At 51.0% G+C, this 21,773-nt stretch carries 16 protein-coding genes and 1 tRNA gene; 9 read left to right on the forward strand and 8 right to left on the reverse strand.

Going from position 1 to position 21,773, the window contains the following annotated elements; genetic code table 11:
• Nucleotides 1–172: 172 nt before the first annotated feature.
• Both ACN0YR_RS21545 and ACN0YR_RS21550 read right to left on the reverse strand, forming a co-directional pair.
• Complete coding sequence (locus ACN0YR_RS21545; RefSeq protein WP_417851276.1) at nt 173–1,771, reverse strand: calcineurin-like phosphoesterase C-terminal domain-containing protein; 1,599 nt, start codon at nt 1,769–1,771, stop codon at nt 173–175.
• Nucleotides 1,772–1,988: 217 nt separating this feature from the next.
• Nucleotides 1,989–2,375 carry a hypothetical protein gene (locus ACN0YR_RS21550; RefSeq protein WP_417851277.1) on the reverse strand — a complete coding sequence of 129 codons (387 nt, stop codon included), beginning with the start codon at nt 2,373–2,375 and terminating at the stop codon, nt 1,989–1,991.
• 743 nt (nt 2,376–3,118) lie between these two features.
• Between ACN0YR_RS21550 and aroF the strand changes: the two genes are divergently transcribed.
• The 3 genes from aroF (at nt 3,119) to crcB (ending at nt 6,469) form a co-directional block, all read left to right on the forward strand.
• Nucleotides 3,119–4,147 carry a 3-deoxy-7-phosphoheptulonate synthase gene (gene aroF, locus ACN0YR_RS21555; RefSeq protein WP_417851278.1) on the forward strand — a complete coding sequence of 343 codons (1,029 nt, stop codon included), beginning with the start codon at nt 3,119–3,121 and terminating at the stop codon, nt 4,145–4,147.
• A 111-nt stretch (nt 4,148–4,258) separates the two neighbouring features.
• Nucleotides 4,259–5,833, forward strand: coding sequence for a sialate O-acetylesterase (locus tag ACN0YR_RS21560; protein WP_417851279.1), 1,575 nt, complete (start codon nt 4,259–4,261; stop codon nt 5,831–5,833).
• Between the two features lie 240 nt (nt 5,834–6,073).
• Nucleotides 6,074–6,469 (forward strand): fluoride efflux transporter CrcB, encoded by a 396-nt coding sequence (gene crcB, locus ACN0YR_RS21565; RefSeq protein ID WP_417851280.1) that lies wholly within the window; start codon nt 6,074–6,076, stop codon nt 6,467–6,469.
• Here the strand turns inward: crcB and ACN0YR_RS21570 are convergent.
• The 4 genes from ACN0YR_RS21570 to ACN0YR_RS21585 all read right to left on the reverse strand — a co-directional run bounded on the left by ACN0YR_RS21570 (nt 6,444) and on the right by ACN0YR_RS21585 (nt 11,954).
• Nucleotides 6,444–7,844: a DUF1598 domain-containing protein gene (locus ACN0YR_RS21570; RefSeq protein ID WP_417851281.1), complete on the reverse strand. Its 1,401-nt coding sequence runs from the start codon at nt 7,842–7,844 to the stop codon at nt 6,444–6,446. The genes crcB and ACN0YR_RS21570 overlap by 26 nt on opposite strands.
• Before the next feature lie 436 nt (nt 7,845–8,280).
• Nucleotides 8,281–9,852, reverse strand: a complete 1,572-nt coding sequence (locus tag ACN0YR_RS21575) for a TrkH family potassium uptake protein (RefSeq protein ID WP_417851282.1) — start codon at nt 9,850–9,852, stop codon at nt 8,281–8,283.
• Between the two features lie 114 nt (nt 9,853–9,966).
• On the reverse strand, nt 9,967–11,049 hold the full coding sequence (locus ACN0YR_RS21580; RefSeq protein ID WP_417851283.1) for a Gfo/Idh/MocA family protein: 1,083 nt from the start codon (nt 11,047–11,049) through the stop codon (nt 9,967–9,969).
• Nucleotides 11,046–11,954 (reverse strand): sugar phosphate isomerase/epimerase family protein, encoded by a 909-nt coding sequence (locus ACN0YR_RS21585; RefSeq protein WP_417851284.1) that lies wholly within the window; start codon nt 11,952–11,954, stop codon nt 11,046–11,048. Before ACN0YR_RS21585 ends, ACN0YR_RS21580 begins: the two co-directional genes overlap by 4 nt.
• Before the next feature lie 189 nt (nt 11,955–12,143).
• Here ACN0YR_RS21585 and ACN0YR_RS21590 point away from each other — a divergent pair, with 189 nt between their 5' ends.
• The 3 genes from ACN0YR_RS21590 (at nt 12,144) to ACN0YR_RS21600 (ending at nt 15,878) form a co-directional block, all read left to right on the forward strand.
• Nucleotides 12,144–12,875, forward strand: a complete 732-nt coding sequence (locus tag ACN0YR_RS21590) for a metallopeptidase (protein WP_417851285.1) — start codon at nt 12,144–12,146, stop codon at nt 12,873–12,875.
• 188 nt (nt 12,876–13,063) lie between these two features.
• Nucleotides 13,064–14,071: a sodium:calcium antiporter gene (locus ACN0YR_RS21595; RefSeq protein WP_417851286.1), complete on the forward strand. Its 1,008-nt coding sequence runs from the start codon at nt 13,064–13,066 to the stop codon at nt 14,069–14,071.
• A gap of 223 nt (nt 14,072–14,294) precedes the next feature.
• Nucleotides 14,295–15,878 carry an ABC transporter permease gene (locus tag ACN0YR_RS21600; protein ID WP_417851287.1) on the forward strand — a complete coding sequence of 528 codons (1,584 nt, stop codon included), beginning with the start codon at nt 14,295–14,297 and terminating at the stop codon, nt 15,876–15,878.
• Nucleotides 15,879–16,065: 187 nt separating this feature from the next.
• On the opposite strand, the gene ACN0YR_RS21605 is transcribed toward ACN0YR_RS21600, so the two are convergent.
• Nucleotides 16,066–16,818 carry a DUF1559 domain-containing protein gene (locus ACN0YR_RS21605; protein WP_417851288.1) on the reverse strand — a complete coding sequence of 251 codons (753 nt, stop codon included), beginning with the start codon at nt 16,816–16,818 and terminating at the stop codon, nt 16,066–16,068.
• Between the two features lie 508 nt (nt 16,819–17,326).
• Between ACN0YR_RS21605 and ACN0YR_RS21610 the strand changes: the two genes are divergently transcribed.
• A tRNA-Ser gene (locus tag ACN0YR_RS21610) sits at nt 17,327–17,411 on the forward strand.
• Between the two features lie 614 nt (nt 17,412–18,025).
• A complete protein-coding gene (locus tag ACN0YR_RS21615) occupies nt 18,026–19,381 on the forward strand; it encodes a tyrosine-type recombinase/integrase (RefSeq protein ID WP_417851289.1) in 1,356 nt (451 codons plus the stop codon).
• Between the two features lie 41 nt (nt 19,382–19,422).
• On the opposite strand, the gene ACN0YR_RS21620 is transcribed toward ACN0YR_RS21615, so the two are convergent.
• Entirely contained in the window at nt 19,423–20,979 is a 1,557-nt protein-coding gene (locus ACN0YR_RS21620; protein ID WP_417851290.1) for a tyrosine-type recombinase/integrase, read from the reverse strand.
• Nucleotides 20,980–21,063: 84 nt separating this feature from the next.
• On the opposite strand from ACN0YR_RS21620, the gene ACN0YR_RS21625 reads away from it, so the two are divergent.
• On the forward strand, nt 21,064–21,773 hold a 710-nt coding region (locus ACN0YR_RS21625; RefSeq protein ID WP_417851291.1), incomplete at its 3' end, for a hypothetical protein.

Below are 21,773 nucleotides of genomic sequence, written 5' to 3' on the forward strand. Positions count from 1 at the left end.
TACGGTTGGTCTACTGTGATATCGCTGCATCTTTGACTCTCATTTCGTCCCCGGTGAGGTGACTCACCGGGGGCAAAATGGGACACTGAAGACCTGAATGAAACCTGCTCGAGTTTCCGGGTCATTCCTCATTCTTTAGAGACGTTCACTCCACAAATGGACTGAATCAGAATCACTCGACTCGCAGAATACGGTGTCCTTCGAAAACTTGTCCGTTGCGGCCTTTTGCTGTGATTGTCACTCGGTGAACGCCGACACTCAGGTTGTCTGGGATCGCTCCCTTCCAAAGGTGAGTGGAGGTCCTAGGCTTCGGAAGTTTTCGCCAGGCAGACTTGTTTGTCTCCAGGATTTTCGCTTCTGCTTCGACGGTCTTTTTGAAGTTTGGGTCGACTTCGCGAACTCTGGGAATTTCGACCGGCTCGCCACCGTCAATCGCCATGGTGACAGTCGCGTATTGATCTGCATTGAAGATGTTCGCATAGACAAACATCTTGTTCGGTTCACCATGAGGAACGACTTCAGGAGCTTCGATTTCCATTTGATAATCCGATCCTCGCCCGGCTGCGAAGTAGTCGAGTCGGTAGTCATTGCCGTCGAAGTTCAAAATCGAATACCCGTTCGGAGCGCCGTCCGCCATCGTCGTGTGTGGAATTCCGCGTTCGTCAGGAGCACCACTCCACCAACTTCCGGAAACGGTGACATTGATAATGTGGTGATGTGGTTTGGGCCCTTCCCAGCCATCGACATCTGTAATCCAGACATGCTCGTGAGTGTGAGTATGTCCGGAAATCGAAATACAAAGAGGGCGCTTCTCGATCAACCGATACAGCCCGTGACGGTCGTGGACTCCGATGATTGGAATATGCATCATGAGAACGACCATTTGCTCTTCCGGGATTTGCGACAGGTCCGTTTCGATGAATTTCAGCTGCTCTTTTCCAAGTCCTCCGCGGTATGTTGGCTTTCTTCCTTCGCCTTGCGGGACGACCCACTCGACATTGTCCAGAACAATGAAGTGGACGGGACCATAATCAAAGGAATATGTTGAAGGACCATAAACACGCTCAAAGGTTTCGTCAGAGAATTTGTGCTCTTTCGCGTCACGATTGATGTCATGATTACCGACGACGTTGTACCAGGGGATTCCGATCATCGCGATCGATTTGTTGATTCCGTCCATGACATCGAGGTCATCAAAAACGATATCTCCCAGTGTCACGCCGAACGATGCATCTGTGCCGATTAATTCTTCCACGACATCATGTGTGATGTAGTCAACTTCAGTCTGATTGCGTGGCTGAGGATCACCAAACATGACAGCTTTGAAGTTGTCCGGCTCTTCCTGAGGGTAGAGCGGAAAGTCGACAGATTTCGGTAGCGGCCCCGTGGGTGCGACTCCTGCAAATCTGGACATGGGCGACCCGCCAGGTTTATGCGTGTAGTAAAACCGTGGAAGTTGATGCTCGTTGACAGGAGTCCGCCAGTTGCGAGGCTTGATTACAAAAATCGTTGTGTCGTCATCGATTGGAATTTCATAGCGGCCATTGGCGTCGGTAAGAACAATGTCCTGTCCATTAGAAATGCGAATACCTGAGAGTGTCTTTTCTCCAGAATCGAATTTTTGGTTCTCATTTTCATCGTGATACACAACACCTTTCGCTGTCGGTGGAGTATCAATTCGTTCAGGTTGATAGGCCCGTGACGACGAGACAACAAACAACCCCAAGCCTAACACTCCGAATACCACCGCGAGTGAAATCAATCGAGACATAATCTGTGTTCCATGCTTAAACTGAGACTTCTGAAGCAAGAAGCCTAGCAGCTTATTCGGAGCAATGCATTAGAACAGATCGATGCTTCTCAGCTCTGCGAGAGGCCTGTGAAGAGCAAGTGAAAAGCTGATGAAGAATCCGTGAAGAGAGCGTCATGCCTCAGAGGGGATGCCGTGCTCCGTGCAAGGGAACGCGTCCGTGAATCCTGAAATGGGACTACTCCAGCGAGTTAATGAGCTGGGACATCGCTGGCAGGGCTGTCACAACAAACAGGGTCGTTAAGATGAGAATCAGTACAAAGATGACTGTCTGGCAAATGACTTTGTTGCGACTCTTCCTAAGAACAAGATGCACGACGATTCCTAAAACCCCCAGTAAGGGAAACAGCGCAGCGAACGGTAAGCTCATGGTCAGCTGAGTCAACATCGGGACTTCGAAATCGAAATCATTGAAAACCTTGGTAGCCATCCTGCTGTATCGAAAGATCATGATCGAACCGATCACTGTGAGCAGAGTGTTCACTGCTAGCAAGACCGATCCAATCCAGCCGCTCAGCGGCGATATCGGCAAATCATGATCCGTTCGTTCTGTCTGGTTGTTCATTGATCTCTGACATGAAAATTTGAGAATCGGTAAAGCAGTTTGCTCTCCCGTGAGCCTGTGTCGCGCCAGTTATACCAGTAAAATTGCTGTTCACCACGAGGCAAGACGCGAACAGCAACTCGAAAAATACTACAGAACTGATGTGATCCCATGATCTGCGATTTCATCATACTGCGGCTCTGTCGAGCTGTGAATGTCAGGTTGTAAGCTGTGGGCAGCTGAGTGATTTCGAGCGGGATCTCACTGGAAAGTCGGAACTCGCAACTGCGATGCCTGCCCGGTAACCGCTTTGCGGTCATTTCCTGGACCTTAAGGGGCTGTGTGGTTCAAGTTCTCCGTTTTTTGAAAAAATGGAAGACTGGCCCCGGATCTGAACATTCCACGGTCGAAGCTCCATGCATGGTGGGTTACAATCTGCATTGGAAATTGACGTTCGATTCTGAGTGAGCTCCCTGACGAGTTTCTTCAAATCTGCATCAAAAGACCCTGTGAAACCAGCTGTCTAAGAATTGATTTTTAAACTCGAATTTCGTCACTCTAACAATTTCGGCTCTCAAAAATTGAGACAATCACTCATGACAACGACGTTCGGAATAGGCTCTGATTCATTCTGACAAACCTGTACAAGTGATCGTCATTCCGATGAATGGCAACGATTTCAATAGAATTGTTAGCGTTTCTAAAACTCACTCCAACTTGGCACTCACAACGTGCTACGACTCCCTAAATACTGGATAAACATAGTGATTATTGTTCTGAAGCCCAACTTTTCCGAGGAACAGTTACAGCACATCTGTCAAAAAATTGAAGAGATGGGCTTTCGTTACGAACTGAGCCGAGGAGTTCAACGGACTCTGCTCGGCGTCATTGGTGAAGAAGACGAACTGCGAAACGCTCCATTAAAGGCAATTGCCGGTGTGGAAGATGTCCTCTCTGTTCTGAAACCTTTCAAGCTTGCCAGCCGTGAATTCCACGAAGAGGATTCCGTTTTCGAGCTTGGTCACGGTGTGAAAATTGGCGGTGGGTCTATGGCTCTCATCGCCGGACCGTGTGCGATTGAAGGACCCGAAATCCTTCTCGAAATCGCTAAAGAGGTCAAAGCTGCGGGTGCGAATGTCTTGCGAGGAGGAGCCTTCAAACCTCGAACCAGCCCGTACAGTTTTCAGGGGCTTGGCGAAGAGGGTTTGAAGATTCTTCGAGAAGTCGGCGACGAAACGAAAATGCCTGTCGTCACCGAAGTGATGGACCCGAGGCAGGTTGATCTGATCGACCAGTATACCGATATCCTGCAAGTTGGTGCTCGCAACATGCAGAACTTCAATTTGCTCATGGAAGTCGGAAAGACTGATAAGCCAGTCTTGTTGAAGCGAGGAATGAGCGCCACCATCCAAGACCTGCTGATGTCTGCTGAGTACATCATCGCTCATGGCAATAATCAGGTGATCCTCTGCGAACGTGGTATTCGGAGCTTCGATTCTTCGACTCGTAACCTGCTCGACCTGGCGATGGTTCCGAATGCCAAAGGGCTCTCGCATTTGCCGATAGTCGTTGATCCCAGCCACGCCACTGGTCGTCCCGATCTGATCCCCAGTATGGCGCTGGCAGCTGTCGCTGCAGGTGCGGATGGAATTCATATCGAAGTACACAGTTGCCCGGAAAAAGCGATGAGCGATGGTCCACAGGCACTGTTGCCGAACCAGTTCGCAGAGCTCGCGAAGCAGATCCAGGAACTCGCTCTAGTCTTCAATAAAAAAGTTGCCACAACACCTTGAGTCCCTGTCCGAAAACCGATGGACTGGGGACAAGCTGGAGAGTGACCCAATAGCGAACAGGGCACCTTCGCAGACGATTCACATCCTGACTAAGACTTCAGAGGAGAATTGATGAGCACTCACAGAATTCGACTGACTTTACTGAGTAGTTTGTTGTGCTGCCTGCTGGCATCCACAGCGACGGCGGACGTCAAAACGCCTGCTATTTTCGGGTCAGGAATGGTCCTTCAGCGAGAAATGGATGTCCCTGTTTGGGGATGGGCTGATGCTGGTGAAGAAGTGACAGTCTCATTTCGCGACCAGAAAGTCTCAGCGAAAGCTGGAGACGACGGGAAATGGCAAGTCAAACTGAAGCCCCTTAAAGTCGGTCAGCCGGGCACATTAACTGTCGCTGGCAAGAACAAGCTTGAATTCAAAGATGTCCTTGTTGGGGAAGTCTGGGTGTGCAGCGGTCAGTCTAATATGGGCTGGTCGATTTCCCGTGGTCTCGATGCCGATCTGGAAGCTGCTGCGGCTCAAGATCCTGAAGTTCGACTCTTTCAGGTTCCGTTAACCACTGCTGAAACTCCTCAAGAAGACGTCAACGCCGAATGGCGAACCGCTGCTCCGGACAATGTTTCCTCGTTCTCAGCTGTCGGTTATCTGTACGGTCGACAGTTGCACCACACGTTGCGGGTGCCAGTGGGTGTGATCATGACTGCCTGGGGCGGAACACGAGCAGAGGCTTGGACCAGTCCCGAAGCAATGGCGAAAACAGATGCTCTCAAACCGATTGTTGACGCTTGGGATGAACGGGCAGCCAAATATGATGCTGCCAAGGCGAAGGCTCAGTATGAAGCTGCTATGAAAGGCTGGACCGAACGGGCAGCCAAAGCAAAGGCCGCCGGAAAGCCAGCACCAAGACGACCACAAATGCAGGGGCCACCACGCAAAGATCGGCATCACTACAGCACACTCTACAACGCAATGGTCGCTCCGTTGGCTTCGTATGCGATTCGGGGAGCAATCTGGTATCAGGGAGAATCGAACGCAGGTCGGGCAGATCAATATCGCACATTGATGCCGACAATGATTCAAAGTTGGCGAGATGCCTGGGGGCAAGGAGACTTCCACTTCTATCAGGTTCAACTTGCCAACTTTATGGCCATCACGGATAAACCCGAAGAAAGCGCCTGGGCAGAGTTGAGAGAAGCTCAGGCGATGGCTGGCGATGCAATTCCGAACGTGGATGCGGTTTGCATCACCGATATCGGAGCCGCAAAGGACATCCATCCCAAAGACAAACAGAACGTTGCTAAACGACTCGCACGCTTGGCACTCGTCGATATCCATGGAATGAAGTCCATCACACGATCAGGACCAACCTACAAGTCGATGGAAGTCAAAGGGAACAAAGTGATTGTAACCTTCGAAAATCAGGGCTCTCCATTGGTCTCCTACTACAATGAGCCGTTGACTGGATTCGCGATTGCTGGCAAAGATAAGCAATGGGTTTGGGGAACCGCGAAAATCATCAATGCCAACACAGTTGAAGTCTCCAGCCCGGAAGTCAAAGAGCCGGTCGCTGTCCGATACAACTGGGCAAACAACCCACAAGGAACGTTGTACAACGCAGCGTATCTTCCAGCATATCCTTTCCGGTCAGACGATTGGAAAGGCATTACAGTCGGCGTCGTGACACCATAGTCGCGGACGTTGGGTAAACGGACGTTGGATACTCAGAATGGCCGGGGCGATGTGAATTCAAAAGATGATTTCATCGCCCCGGTTCTCGTATCCCCTCAGGGCTGATGGTTCGTCAGTCGTTAGGGCAAATCCAATACTGGTCTTTACGTACTGCCCCGTGGCGAGCATTCTAATGAAGTCGTGAAAGTGCCCTTCACGGGCACAACAAGCATTGAAAATGCTCTAACCTGAAAATTCAACATGCATTGGCTGGCCGTTGCACTGGGAGGAAGTTTGGGAGCGATGGCTCGATATGCCCTGAGCTCCTGGATGGTTCGAAAGTTTCCGATGGGGACGTTTTTCGTCAACATCGCAGGCTGCTTTCTCATCGGCCTGATTCTGGCACTCTCCGTCAAAATGGACTGGCCCAGCCCGAGGATGCGAGCTTTTCTCGTTGGTGGATTTCTGGGATCATTGACGACATTTTCAACGTTTGCGTATGAGTCCGTCATCTTATCGAAACAGGAGAGTCTTTCGATGGGAGTACTGAATCTCGCTGCGAACCTGATCGTTGGATTACTCTTCGTGTGGGGTGGAATTGTTCTGGGGGAAGCCATCGCTGCTTCCTCTATTACCGAGGCGTCTCTTGGGGAGTAGTTGATCCTCCACTGTTCCACCACCAATTCTTAGTCACAGTATTCGGCTGAAACCGCTCGCTGTAGAGTCGCGGTTGAATTTCCGTATTGTTGATCACCTGGTTCATGCGAATTGTGACTCCGCCAATCAACCCAAGCAACATTCCGCGTGAGGACTTACGATACGTGGATGTCGACTTCACAAATTTTGGAACAGGGTACGATTCCAGCGGGAGTCGTTCATCGTTCAATAAGGTTGCGATACCGGTTGTGTCGTTTCCGAATGGGCGTTCTGATTTCACGAGTGCCGCTACGAGTGAGAGATCGTACAGGCCCTGAAGTTTGGCAAATGCGGTATTCGCATTTGCCAGCTCGTCAAACTTCTCGGAAAAGAGTTGTGCAAACTTTTCCGTCGTCTTTCGAGTGAAGTCGGCATCTCGACGCTGACCACTTGCGTCAGCGATTTCCTCTTGTGCCATCAGTTGGGCACGCTGACCTTTGATCTCGAATACCGATCGGGAAGCATTGGTCCCGATGCTCTCATAGCTCGGGACGAACCACCACCGCTGAAGGCTGTTGCCTTGCGGAATGAGCAGGGAAAGGTGGCTGCGGACTCCTCGCACTCCAGAGGGTTCCGTCCCCAGGGCGATTTGCTTCATGCGTAAATCTGCTTCTGCCAAAGCCAGCGCAAAATGGGAATCTTCCGGGACACCCCAAATTGAAATAACCTGATTCGCCAGAATCTTGCCCATCATTTCGTAACGTCTTTGCGCGACAGATGTTGTTGTGGCATTGGAATTTCGGCGAATATAGTTTTGCAGATTGTTCATGTTCTCATCGGTCGGGGCAATCGAAACGCCCATCTCCGGTTGCCCGCCCAGCGTCGCACGGAGTGCCACAACAAGATCGTCCAGTTGCAACGGCGGTCGACCAGATGAAACTCCGACGAGTTGTCCGGTTGGTCCGGGGGCAAAACCTTCCGCTGGTCCAACGATGAGCATGTCGTCGTTGGCCTGATCGACAACGATGAAGTCAATCCGTTGCAGGCCTGCCAGGTACCGTAGCGAAGCGGGTATTTCGTCACCCGCTTCAAGAGCCTGCTTCACGGCGGCGTCCAGTTGTTTTAGGGAGAGCGTTCTCGCTTCGGATTCTTCAATCACGCTTGCGCTGAGCTGTTCTTTCGAAAATTCCTCTTGAAGCTTTCTCAGTGCCGATTTACTGATTCGTTTCTCACGCGTTGTACCCAGAACGCCTTCGCCATCGATGATGATCCCGCCGAAATTTTGAAATCCGCCGCCTCCACCATTATTCCCACCAAACTGAGCAAAGAGTTCCGCGCCGGGGAGCAAGAAGCACGAAGAAAGTGACAGGGCAAAACAGAGAAAAGGCGTTCGCATTTCCGAGGCTCCAGTAATCTGAGTTCGACGTTCCGACACGTTTTTCCCGACACTTTTCGCTCTCTCTGCCCGTGAGATCACGGTTCTGGAAGGAAAGCGCAGAGTTTCACGTGACAGAACGTGAAGGTGACTCTTAAATGTGCTCTGGCGTTTCAAAGTGAAAGTGTCTGGCGAACACGCGTCACTTCATCGTACCAACGTTCAATTCATAAACGCGAAGAAGAATTGTTTTGAAACAGCGAATTTCTCGCTCTTCGAATCTTTTCGTGCCTGAAAACATTCAATGAGAGCGTGGGTCTCGGGAAGGCATAGAACCACTCTCATTCGACAGTTGGAGCCATTGTCCCAATCACTTCCTGTACTTTGTGGTTTCAATGGTTGACTGACTCAAGTGGTTGGCGAAGCTTCTTTCATTTCATCTTCTTTATGGCATCCATTATTGCTTTCGCCAGAATTGTGGTGAGAAGAGAACCAGAATCGCGAAGAGTTCGAGTCGGCCCAGCAGCATTAACAGGGTCAGCAGGGCTTTCCCTTGCTGAGAGAATCCGGAGTAGTTGTCTGCGGGACCAATCACTCCCAGTCCCGGACCGATGTTGTTGAGAGTTGATGCGACTGCGGTCGCACAGTCAATGAGTTTTTCAGCTGCAGTATGTTCATCATGCTTCGCCCAGAGGTCGTCCGGTTCGATCGTAATCAGCAAGAGCCAACTGGCGAGAAAGATCACCATGATCATGCAAAAATAAACGACGACGTCATTTCGAACGCGATCATCGATGACGGTCTTCCCCAACCGGACTGGACGCACCACGTTCGGTCGAAAGGCTTTTTCGATCTCTAAAAAGAAGATCTTTCCAAGTAGTACCCAGCGAATGACTTTGATTCCGCCCGCTGTCGATCCGGCACAACCGCCGACGAACATCAGCAGGAAAATAAGTCCTTTTGAGAACTCCGTCCAGTTCGAAAAGTCTTCACTACCGAATCCCGTGGTCGTCATAATACTCACGGATGTGAATAATGAATGCCGGAGAGCAGTGAGGGTGTCGGGGTATATTTTGTTCGCCATTAGGCTGATCGTCAGGAGCAGCGTAGTCACGACGATGATGGCCAGATAGGATCGGAATTCAGGGTCGCGGGTCAAGAATTTTAAACGTTGCTTCCAGGTCAGCTCAGCCTTTCGATGTCGAAAGACGAGGTAGTAGAGTGAGAAGTTCACGCCAGCGAGGATCATGAATACGAGAATGATTGCTTCGACTGGTCCTCCGTTGTAGTGACCAGCACTGGCATTATGCGTGCTGAAGCCACCGGTCGCCATTGTTCCAAATGCATGGCAAAGTGCATCGTATAAGGGGACATGAGCAAGCATCAGCAACACAGTTTCAAGAGCACTCAAGGCGACGTAAATCGACCACATCAACAACGCCGATTCCTGCACACGCGGGCGAACCGATTCCGTAATCGGACCTGGAACTTCTCGTTTGAGCATCGCCTTTCCGCCTGCTCCCAGCTGCCCCAAAATTGCGACGAACAACACGATGATCCCCATTCCACCCAGCCAGTGAGTGAATGATCGCCAGAACATCACACAACGAGGAACAAGATTGGGGTCTTCGAGTTCTGTTAACAACGAGGCCCCAGTGGTCGTGAATCCAGAGACTGATTCGAAGAAGGCATCGATCGGCGTCAGTTTCACACCGGGAGCACTTTCACTTCCAGAAAGCAGAAACGGCAACGCTCCCAGAACACCCGCCAGAATCCAACCGAGGCCAACGGTCGCGAAAGCTTCCTTGCGAAGAATCGACGAGTGCCTGTCAAAGCGTCCCCAAAGATAAAGCCCTCCGCCAAGACCCAGGCTGCAGGCGATCGATCCAATCAGCCCCCAGAATCCATCGTGCTCAAACGTTTCCACCTTCCCGACGGCGGGAAACGCCCAAGGCAGGCTGAACACCATCGATGCACCGACCAGCAAGCCGAGCATCCCGAGCATCCGCGCAACGACAAACCAGTTCATGGTGTTCGATATCTTGTTGAAAACTTCTTCAGAAAGAACGACTCTTCTTCGCGAAGAATATGCAGAACAGCGACTGAATGCGAGAGTTCGCAAACAGGGAGCATACAAGATACCCTATCTGAGCGGAAACTCTATCGGCCGGCGTAACTCATTCGAGCGATAAATCGCTGTGAACAGTTCTACAACAACACGTCCTTCTTCGCCGGTGACCATCGGCTCACGATCATTCAAGACTGCCTGAAGAAAGTCCTGAATTTGCAATGTGTGATAATGTTGAGTCGCGTTGATCTTCTGGAAGTGATCACGATCTTCCTGTTCGAATTGACTAAGCAGGTGTTCTTCACCGGGAATCGACCAGACGTCATTCAAGGGGGGATCTGCGATTTCACTCATCCCCGCGACGAAAGAAGCTCCGGTGTCGGTCTGGACTCCGACTGACGCACCGTTGGAACCATGCACATGCACTTTGGTGTAAATCCCGGGGTTCTGGGAGAGGCTCGTCACAAGATTCCCCAGTGCTCCACTTCGGAAGCGAATGTTTGCCACGGCGGTATCTTCTACTTCGATATAAGGGTGATTCAAATTTCCCCAGTAGCCGGAGACCTCAGCGATCTCGCCCATGAACCATTGCAGTAAATCAAGCTGATGCGGCGACTGATTCACCAGCACACCGCCCCCTTCGGTCTCCCACTTTCCACGCCACGGATCAGATTGGTAGTACGCCTGATCCCGCCAGCTGAACATGGAAAATGTCCCCAGAACCGGTTGGCCGATCTTTCCAGCATCGATGGCCGCCTTCATTCGCTGTACCGGTTCAAACAATCGACGTTGACTGACGACACCGAGTTTGACATTCCCATCCTGGGCGGCACGGATCATTGCATCGCAAGCTTTCAGAGAGGATGCCAAAGGTTTTTCGACCAGGACATGCACTCCCGCTTTTGCAGCGGCGACCGTTGGTTCTTCGTGGAGCGGATGCGGCGTGCAAACCATCACAGCATCCAGCCCGGCGGTCTTGAGCATCTCGGTCAGCGAATCAAACGGTTGTGCCCCGTATCGGTCTGAGAACTGCTTTGCTCGGCTGAACTGAGAATCGCACGCTGCAACAAAGTTGGCTTCGGGCAATTCTGTGAGAGCAACCGCGTGTAAGTCTCCCACTTTTCCACAACCAACAATTCCAATTCGCAAGCCGCTCATTCATTCCCCTCCGGAAAATAGATCTCGACCATGCGATGAAGAAATTCCAACGATTCCCGCATTTCGCCCAGCCCATTCATTCCATCTTCAATACTGATCCAGCCCGAATAGTGATGTTCTGCCAGGATCGTGAAAATGGCATCATAGTCGTTGATTCCTTTTCCGGTGACGCCATGCAAGAGCGACTCGGAATACCCGATGGTTCCATCACTTTGCAACAGGTCATTAAGCGTCGCCCCTTCCACAAGGTAGCGATCACTCGCGTGCATGCTCACCACACGGTCAGCGACATGTTTGAGCAGTTCGATCGGGTCATCGCCCGCGACAACGGCATTGGATGGATCGTACTGAACGCCGAAGAATTCTCGCTCTGGAAAGGCTGCGAGAAGTTCCAGAAAGACTTCTTGTTTTTGTGCGAATTCGGGATACTTCCAAAATCCATCTTTGTAGTGGTTCTCAAGCCCTAAGATGACACCGTATTCGCGGGCGACGGGAAGTAGCTCTTCGAAGCATTCACAGACCCATTCGATACCCTGCTGACGGCTCACTTCGGGATAACGTTGCCCGCTCAACACGCGGCAAACGGTCCCTTCGCCACCAAGGTGATGGCAGGCTTTAATCATCGCGATTTCACGATCGACAGATTTTTTGCGACCCTCTGCATCCGGGTTTGTGAAATCGGGAGAGCAACAGAGCATGGGCATTACAAACCCAGCCTCGTGAATCGCATCACGAAGTCGATCGAGATACTCCCGCGAAGTGCTCGTGAAAAAGCCGTCGTACATCTCCAGCCCGTCCGCTGGAAGCCCTTTTGCCATTTCGATCCAGTCAAACACCGACATTGTTCGCGCGCCAGCGATCTCATCAAGATAACACTTTGGGAAAGCACTGATTTTGGGTGGCATGATTCTTCAATACGAAGTTGTCGATGAACAATTTGAATTTTCAAGATAGTAATTCGCAGGCGGTTCCTCGACCACCCTGTCACGAAGCGACGCGCAGGACATCAAAATGTTGACTGAAGAGGGTGTTGTCCCCAGTATTGCCTACAATCAAGGCTGACTTTGTAGGCACCTCAAACTGGATCGCGTCGAATGCTTTCTCGCCCACTTCTTTTCATTCTCATGCTTTTGGTTCTCATCGTCGCAACGTGTGGCACTTCTGGTGTTGCTCAAGATGCAGCAGGAGAAAAGATACTGAAGCATCAGATCCAGACTATTTCAGGCTGGACGGTCCACGTTGATGAAGAACTCATTTCCGGCCAGGCTGATTCACTTGGGGAAGTTGCGTTGCGACTTCTTGATAACAAGCTTTACGAAATCAAACTTCGCCTCCCTGCTGAGCGAGTGAAACAGTTGCAAACGATCCACATTTGGATTGATGCTCACCATGAACTGACCAGCATGCAGTATCATCCCGGTGCCGGTTGGCTGAAGGAGCATGGTTACGATCCGAAGATGGTCAAGTCGGTTCACATCCCGCGAGCTCAAGGTTTTGTGGACCACATCGCTCAACATGCTCAACCCTGGGCACTCTTGCACGAACTGGCGCACGCCTACCATGACCAGTTCCTCGGTTGGGAACACACCGGAATTCGGCAAGCGTATGAGGAAATGAAAGAGTCCGGGAAATTCGAGCAGGTTCTTCACATCAGCGGGCGTCAACGCCCACATTACGCCTTGACGAATCCAAAAGAATTCTTCGCCGAAATGAGCGAGGCATTTTTGGGAACAAACGATTTCTATCCCTTCGTTCGCGGGGAACTTCGTGAATCCCTCCCGGAAACGTATGCTCTGATGCAATCTATTTGGCTGAAATCGAAATGATTTTTTTGAACGACTTCCGCTTGCTGGAAATTTGAGGCCTTGATTCGTGTAGCTGTTGAATTCAGGAGTGACTAGAATTCCGCCGAGAGTCGTTAATTCGACGAAAATGCCGACTTTTCATGATCCAGACCCGCTGGATCTCGTTTTTTTTATACCCACTCCACATTCTTCCCTCGGAACGTTCCACTGTGACTGAACTCTTACTTATGTTCGTCGGCCTGTCTGCTGTGATCGTAATCGCAGCCATTTTTCTGGCCAGCTCTGCCGACGTCATTGCCGAAGGAACCAATCTCGGCCGTTCAATGGCTGGGTTGATTCTGCTTGCCGGAGCGACCAGCTTGCCGGAGTTGATGGTCGGCTGGACCGGTGTGAAGATCGAAGCGTTCGACCTGACCATTGGGGAACTTCTCGGTAGCTGTCTACTCAATTTGCTGATTCTGGCTCTGATGGACCTGCTGACTCGCACCAAAGGGACGATGCTCTCGCGGATGTCCTCCGCCCATGCACTCTCCGCAGCGACCTGCGTCTTGCTTGCGACGATTGTTCTGATCAGCTTACTTCTACGGATGGAAACCACCTTCCTTCGCCTGGGTGTCGGGTCCTGGGTCGTGGCAGTGGTCTACTTTGGATGCATGCGGCTCATCTACAAAGACCAGAAAATGCACGAACCGACATCCGAACCTGCTTCGAGTCCAGAAACGGTTCAGGGATCGCTCATTAAGGCATTCGGAATCTATATCGCCGCCGCTGCAGTGATTTTCTTTGCCGCTCCGAAGCTGGCTGTCTCAGCGGATCACCTCGCGCATGAGTCAGGGCTAGGCGAAACGTTCTTCGGAACTGTGTTCGTTGCCTTAATCACATCGTTGCCAGAACTTGTAGCAACATACACCGCGATTCGAATCGGTGCGTTTGACATGGCTGTCGGAAACATCTTTGGAAGCAATTGCATCAACATCTTCATTATTTCAATCGTCGATGCTGCCTCCGTCTCTCCCATTCTGTCTGTCGCTTCGCCGACTCATGCATTAACGGCTGCGTCTGTCGTTCTGATCACGACTGTCGCTGTTGTTTCATTACTTTATCGTGCCAAGAAAGGCATCCTTCTTCTCGAGCCGGATGCCATCATGATCATTTTGCTCGTGATTGGGTCGCTGTACCTTGTTTACCAACCCCCAGCCATCGGCCTCGTCCAGTGAGATGTGGCTCTGTGAAAGCTGGCCACTCAGGAACAGGGCAGGGCGAACCGGGAACCTGTGCGACCAACATTTTTTAAGTGCGAAGAAGGGAGTTGAGACGATCTTCGCAGCCTGGGGTTTCAGTCAATCATCGTCACTGAAATCCAGAAGTCACTCCGCTGTTGTTCCCAGCAGCGTTCTGGTTGGTTACGATTCCTTCTCAAAGCTTTGAGTGGTTCACAATATGTCGATGCTTAACAAGACGTTTGCTCTGACAGTTCGTGCTTTGCGCGTCGACTCTCGAAATCTTTCTCCGCACTTGATGCGAGCCGGGCTGTGCTTTTTCGTTTTTATTTTCCTGATGTCCGTTCATGCGGAACTCAGGTTTCAGGCTCCGGGACGGACGCTGTTCGGCTGGATCATCTATGCGAACACCGTTTTTGCTTCATTTGTCGTTCCGATGCTTTTTGCGACAGCGATCACCGAAGAGAAAGAAGAACGGACTCTGGCCCTGCTGCAGATCGCAGATGTTTCACCCTTCACGCTGTTGATCGGGAAATCACTCCCGCGAATGTTGTCGCTGTTTCAGATTTTTATTATTCAGCTTCCATTCTGTATGCTTGCAATCACCTTAGGGGGCGTTTCACTTGAACAGGTTCTGTCATGTTATGTGGCAGTTGGCGCGTACTCGTTCTTTATTGCGTGCGTCGGATTGTGGTGCTCGGTCATTTTCCGAACTTCCGCAAGTGCCATGGGTTTGGCAGGGATTCTGGTGTTGGGGTACCACGTCTTACCGCTCATGTTGTTCGGTATCTTTTCGATGTTGTCCCTGTATCCGTTCTGGGCTCCGATTTCTCTAACAGTGATTCAAGGCCTCGGATACTTTTGGCCCACATCGATATCAACTCAACTGCCCATTATTCTCTCTCCGGGGTATTCAGGTGGAATTCCTGAGAAGCAGATTGCTGTGAACGTCATCACGGGACTCGTGTTTTTCCTACTGTCGCAGCGGACTTTTCAATTCTTCAATCGCGAAGTCGACAGTGCCCCCGTCCGGCGTCGCTCACAAAAGACTTCCGAGAAATCATCGAGACGCCGACGGGCCTGGAGCTCTGCCATTCTTTGGAAAGAGTTCTATTTTGGGGCGGGAGGACATCTGTATCTCATCGGGAAACTTATGTTCTACGGTCTGACGGTGCTACTGATCTCCTTGGCAATTGCAGGTTGGCAATGGAGTAAAATGAACCTGGAATACACTGCGGTGATTTCGACCAACGTGATGTTCTTTCTGTTCTTCCCGCTCGAACTTGTGCTGACCATCGCGAGAGTTTTTTATCCTGAGGTTCGAGACAAAACACTCTCCTCGCTGGTCATGTTGCCGATTTCCATCCGACAACTTGCCTATTCAAAAATCATCGGTGGACTGCTGAGTCTGATTCCCGTCTTGACGTATCTGTCGCTCGGTTTATTGATTCACCCAGACCCACTTCAGTCCATCTGGAAAGAATTTCAGAGTAGCCCATTGGAGATGTCTCTCGTTGTTTTGAACATCCTTGGACAGATCCTGCTGTATTTGCACGGCGTCGTCTGGTTGTCAGTTCGGATGAATGGTTTGTGGGCAATTTTTGTCGCTGGCATCATCCAATACTTCGTGATGCTCTTCATCGGACTGTTTTTCATGTTGATGATCGCCTACTCAGGAGTTTCCATTCCCGATCAGGCTGGGCAGTTCATCGCATTTCTCGCAGCTGCAGCGGTCTTTGCCTTCACGCTGTTTCTGCATATCAATACCGGATTCCAACTGAAGCAGAAGGCGGCTCAAGCGTAAAGATTTTGATCGATTTTCAAAACGCTTCAATCACAGATTTCCTTGACCGAGTCGCCGTCAACATCCGGACACGCTGCCCGGACCTTTCCTCGAAATGATGTTCGTGATCTTCCTCGTGGTGATGTGCAATTTTCAACTTGAAAAACACTCTCCACGGGCACGGAAAATAACGAGCGATCTCTGAAATTTACCAGTCTTCGACTTCATCCCCGGCATCGATTGTCGTGAGTGCCTGGCGAACTTCGAAGGGGCCAGACATGCTGTAGAAGCGGACAGCGCCATCACCTAATAACAGATTCCCTCCGCCGCGATGTGCCGTTTCAGAATCTTCGTTGATTGCCGACAGGTAGTCTCCATCAACATCCTTAGGTGACATCCAGTGTACTGCGTCTTGTGGCAAGGTTTCCATGACCATCACAGTGTTTGAGGTTCCGTCTTTGATTTCATCAAATTGACGCGAACGTTCCGGGTGGAAGAAATTCGCTTCCCCGACAATTGCCTGATATGTGGTGTGCGTCGGAGGACCTTCTGTTGATGGACATTGATACGAAGCGATGACCGTTTCACGAGCTTGCGCGTTGACTGGATCACTCCACGGTTTGGTAAGGTCAATCATTTCATATAATGCTTGCTGATCCATAAAAGGTAAGATCAGAGTCCGCCAACTGTGCAGCCGGTTTCCACGTTCATCAACGGTGTATGCCGGAGGAAGAGATTGATACGTCTCCGCATAATTGTGAATGGCAAGTCCGATTTGCTTGAGATTGATTTTGCATTGAGTTCGCCTCGCAGCACCTCGAGAGGTCCTCGTTGCTGGCAGAAACAGGGCCACGATGACCGCGATAATTGCCAGAATGGCCAAGAATTCAATGACCGTCAGACCGGATCGAGCCCGATCGCGATACCGTTTCATCTGGTCGTATAGAGAGTGCTGAACCATCTAAATGCCTTTCTATACTGTTTTTCGAATCACTTGTTCGCGTCCCAACCGGCACACATCAAAGCAGATTCGCCGGACCTGACCAACGAGATTCAGCCCCGTTGGATCGGTGACTTTTGATGAGTCGCCCTTTTTTACGAAAAGATGACCAAAAATGTTGGAAGATTCTCAGTTCGCTTTCAGAAATAAGCAGTATTCCTTGGAGATGACTCCGTTGAAAAAGTCGTTGGAACGGATTCGAATACGGTCTAAAACCTCATGAAAACCCTGGGATACTGCCAATTGAATCAATTTTCAGATTAGAATCTCGCTGATTGAGCGTCACTGTCGGAACTGAGGACGGTTTTCGGTTTGCGAACATGTCGAGTTGTGATAAAGTTCCGCAGACAACGCCCTGCTGCGATGTACTGAGATCTGAACATTGTTTTGATTTCAGGTGTCAGTGAACTGATGATACAACCCCCAGCTGAGAAATTTTGGCTCAGCTGGCTGGACCTTGAAACAGTTCGGAGAGGTGGCAGAGTGGCCGATTGCACTGGTCTTGAAAACCAGCGTCTCGCAAGGGACCGGGAGTTCGAATCTCCCCCTCTCCGCTCTACAACATGCCTGCATGCCATAAGTGATTGGTATGCAGGCATTTGCTTTTTTTCGGGCTGGTCAATTCTCGACGTTTGTGGCGGAATTTGTGGCGTTTTGTGGCAGAAATGTTCTCCGCTCTGGTCTATGGTGACCGTTCACGTTGCGTTTTCCTGAAGCTGTTTCCAGGCTCTGGCGACGTCAGACTCGCCTCTCTCTCCGACAGCTTGTGATCGCTAATGCAACGATTTCCTGCGCCTCCGCCCCCCCCTCTTCTGAGACGGTCGCTTCGTCGAATTTGTACGGGCTTTTTTGGCGATCTGAGTCAGGACGATTCAAGATTGAAGCCAGCATTCTTGAGGGGGTTTTCTGTCGGGGCTGGACGGCAGCATGCACAGATTGCGGCTGACAATGCGAACGCCGTATTGATGAACGCGACTTTGCGAGGCCCCCTTTGCGGAAAGGTTTGTCATGCGAAGCGCATATCTTTCGAATGACCGGTCCGTATTTCTACGAGCAGGACAACCGTTTCACAAATCTCTGCGGGACAGGCGCGTTTAATGACGGCACACCAAGTTACTGCCGCTAGATCCAATATGTCCCCCAATTACATCTCAAGAAAGGTACGCCTATGGCGAAGCAGTCGAATTCATTCCGCGTCGGTCGTGTGCGTGGCGACCGGCGTGGAAAAGTTTGGTATCTCACGTACTACGATCAAGGGCAACGTCACCGTCCACGAATCGGTTCGGATCTTGATGAAGCACGTCGTCACGCAGCTGAGATCAATTCCCAACTGGAAAACGGTGCACCCGTTTCTTCATCGTTTCAGTCCATCAAAATTGCGGAACTCCAGGAGCGGTGGCTTGACCATCATGAGACTGTGGCACGATCGTCTTTGAAAACGATCGCTCGTTATCGGAGTGCGACGAACCATCTGATTACATTCGTGAATGGTTCCCGAGTGCCTGGTTCGACTGGACAGTTTCGTGTGGAACATGCGGAGCAGTTCGTCAAGCATTTGCGGACCATCCATGTTTCACCAAATGGCCATCCAAATTCTGAAAAGCGACCGCTCCGGGACAGAGGGCTGCGTTATGTTCTCGAAGTTTGCCGCTCGATGTTTTATTTTGCGAGCCAAAGACGTCATCTCCCTCCCTATGCGGACAATCCATTCACGGCTTTGCAGATCGATAAGATCCCGACAGAAGACTCAAAGCCCATCGAATTGTTCGATGCTGAGCAAGAGAGGCTGTTTCTGTTGGCAGCAGACGATTGGCAGTTTCCAATCTTTGTGACACTGATGCTGACCGGACTGCGGCCGGGAGAACTGTCCCACCTGCTCTGGCCCGATGACATCCACGAGGAACTGCGGGCAATCGCTATTCGCAACCGACCTCAGCTCGGTTGGCAGGTGAAGACTCGGCGGGAACGAATGATACCGCTCCATCCGGTGCTTTATCGAGTCATCGCGTCGAGTACACTCAATCGTCAATCGGGAACATTGTTTCAGAGACGACGTTTTACGATGTCACAACAGCCTACCCTGGCAGGAAGTTCGGTCGACTCATTGGAGAAAGAGCTCCAGTCACGCGTCAATCTGAGAGAGGCGGAGTTAGAGAAGCAGATTTCACGGGTTGAGCGTCAGCATGTGTGCCGAACGATCTGGCGTGATGTCGGTTTAATCAAATCGGATTACATCCGTACCAGTTTTATCCGGATTTGCAAAAAATCTGGCCTGAAAAGATTCACCAGTCCGAAGATGCTGCGTCACCTGTTCGCCACCACGTTGCAAGAGGGACGGGTCGATCCGCTCATTCGAAATGAACTGATGGGACATTCAACGAATGCCACATCACGTTCGAATCCGCTCGGCATGACAGCGACGTACACGCACACACGACCTGCAACAATGCGTGAACAGTTGGAGCGAGCGTTGAAGGAGCGTCCCGCGATTGCGATTGCCGAAGCATGGCTCGCCAATCGGTGACCCATTGCAGGTTACCTACGATCAGCATTGAGTCAGCGTGCTTAACGATTCTCAGCGAGTTCGGAAGCACGCTCTCGAAACGCTTGGTAGAGCGGAGCCAGCGTCGACTCGACCGCACGTTGATGTTGCTCGCGCAATTGATTCAAGTGCGTGTACGTCGTGACCGGAGACTTACCGGGCGACTGCCCCATCAGGTAGCGGCGGTAGAAGATCGGGACTCCTGCATTCTCCAGGGACGTACTGAACAGGTGCCGAAAGTCCTTGAGCGTCGCTTCTTTCGGCCAACTCAACTGCGCTGCCACTGTTCTAAACTCTCGGTCAATGTGATCGTAGTCAAGACCACCCGCTTCTTGGACGAGTTGTCGCAAGAATCGTGATCGAATCTTTGCGGATGAGCTTCGTTCGCAAACGCACAGACTCTGATAGCGCATCTCCAATTCGGCAGCCGACAAAGCTGGTTCCTTGATCTTGTATTGGCCTTCGAAGACCGATCGTCTTGTCAGCAGGAGACATGACTGTTCGATACGAAGAGCGGTCAACAGCTCATAAAGCTCCGGAGACATCGGCAATCGTTTGTCACGCAACCCTTTGGTGTCATACCCCAATTCTGGACGCCCGATGACACGGAGCCATTCGTCGTCAAGATCCTCTTGAAAGATCAGACACGGTTCGCTGGCCCGCAAGCCAAATAAAATGATCGGTGCGAACAAGCGAAGTTGATAGTCATCACATTTTTGAAGGAATTTGCAAGCCATCTCGATAGTGATATCTGGATCACCAAAGAGATCTTTCGCTCGGCGGTCAGCTCGTGTGGTGACGTTTCCTTGAAACGGATTGCGGAACCCGATCGGCAGTAATGGTCCGCTCTGCTCGCTGATTCCCCAACTGAACATCCCTCGGACGACGCCTAAAACATATCCGACAGATTTCAAAGGTCGCGGTGTTGCATTGGGATGTCCGTTTGGGGAAACCTTTAGGTGACTCAGAAACGCTTTGAACGAAAGAACGAACGACTGATCGATACTTGCAGCGAATCGATACTGATGCTGGATTTCAACCTGCGAAACGAATTCCAGGAAGTGATTCAGCGCCGAGGAGTATCGGTTCAGTGTTTTGGGACTGATCTCGTCAGCATCGCTTCGGCTACGAAGCGTCGCCACGTATCGTGCATAGAGTTGTTGAAGCGTGAGTTTCGCGAGGCCCAATCCTGATGAGCGAGCATTGGTCAGGCGCTCTTCGATTTCACGGGCGCGCATGATGGCGGCTACCAGATCGCCATTCACGCGATCAGTCAGGTTTCGGTTCGCGGATGGTTCCCACCATTGCAGTCGGTAATAATCATTCTGACTGTAGATTCGAACCTTCTGGGGCGGATTGATCCCGGCTGGAAAAACCTCAATACGCTCCCAGCGATGCTTGGGACGATAGACTTTCCAGGTGGAAGATGGTGTTTGAAGGTGCGAGTCAGGCGATGATGCCTGTACAGAAGCATGTTTTGGGTTTGACGCGGCCAGTTCTGGCATCGGAAGATTATGGGCATGTTTCCAGCGATCTGCTGAGCCGAGACCGTCCCGGCAGTGGAAACGAAAGCCTATCACGTGCCAATCACGCTACGATCACGCAGTCAAATTTTGGACTAAATCATACATACGATAACATGACAACAGTTAAGGAGGGCAGCTATGAAGCAACTTGATTTTGCGATACGTCAGTATCAGGAGACGTCTCCCGTTCGCTCAGGATTCGACGACGATTCATTTAGTCGACTGGCCGTCTGGTACGAAGAAGACGTTGCTCCCGTCTTGGATGAATATTCCCGTCGACCCCGATTCCGCCGCTACGCCAGTTGGCCGATCACAGAACTCCAGGCAGGTGCGAAAACGGAGTTGCGTAGACTCATCGAGCAGATGGACCGTACGCTCGTTGACTGTGCCCAGGCGATTCTGGAAACCATCGAACTCGATGAGATTTTGACTGCTTTGCAAAGTGAATTTCCTCCATACGAACAGGTTGCGTCTAAAACATTAAGAACTGTCGGCACGCCTGACACAGTAACGGACGAGACGACTTTATGGGATCCGATTGAGGATCATCTCAAGCAGTTGAAACGCTTTGCATCGCGTCCGTGGGATGACTTAATCAACGTTCAGGACTACTTCGGAACACAGCCAAAGGTGAGTATTGTTGAGAACGAAATTGCGATTTGCTGGGCTTACACAATTGTCTCCATGAATCCAAGGTTGTTACCGATCGGCAACTTCACCGTTCGCAGTATGTGGGAGCGAATTCGCCCGTCTCGCAATCTCTTTTCGGAATCTAGAGCATCTTCAGGTTTGGTTTGCAGTGTAGCCGCAGGAGTGAATGTAATTCAAACATTCTTGGGGACTGAACT

Origin of the sequence: Thalassoglobus sp. (assembly GCF_048270125.1) — a bacterium.
Taxonomy (GTDB): domain Bacteria; phylum Planctomycetota; class Planctomycetia; order Planctomycetales; family Planctomycetaceae; genus Thalassoglobus.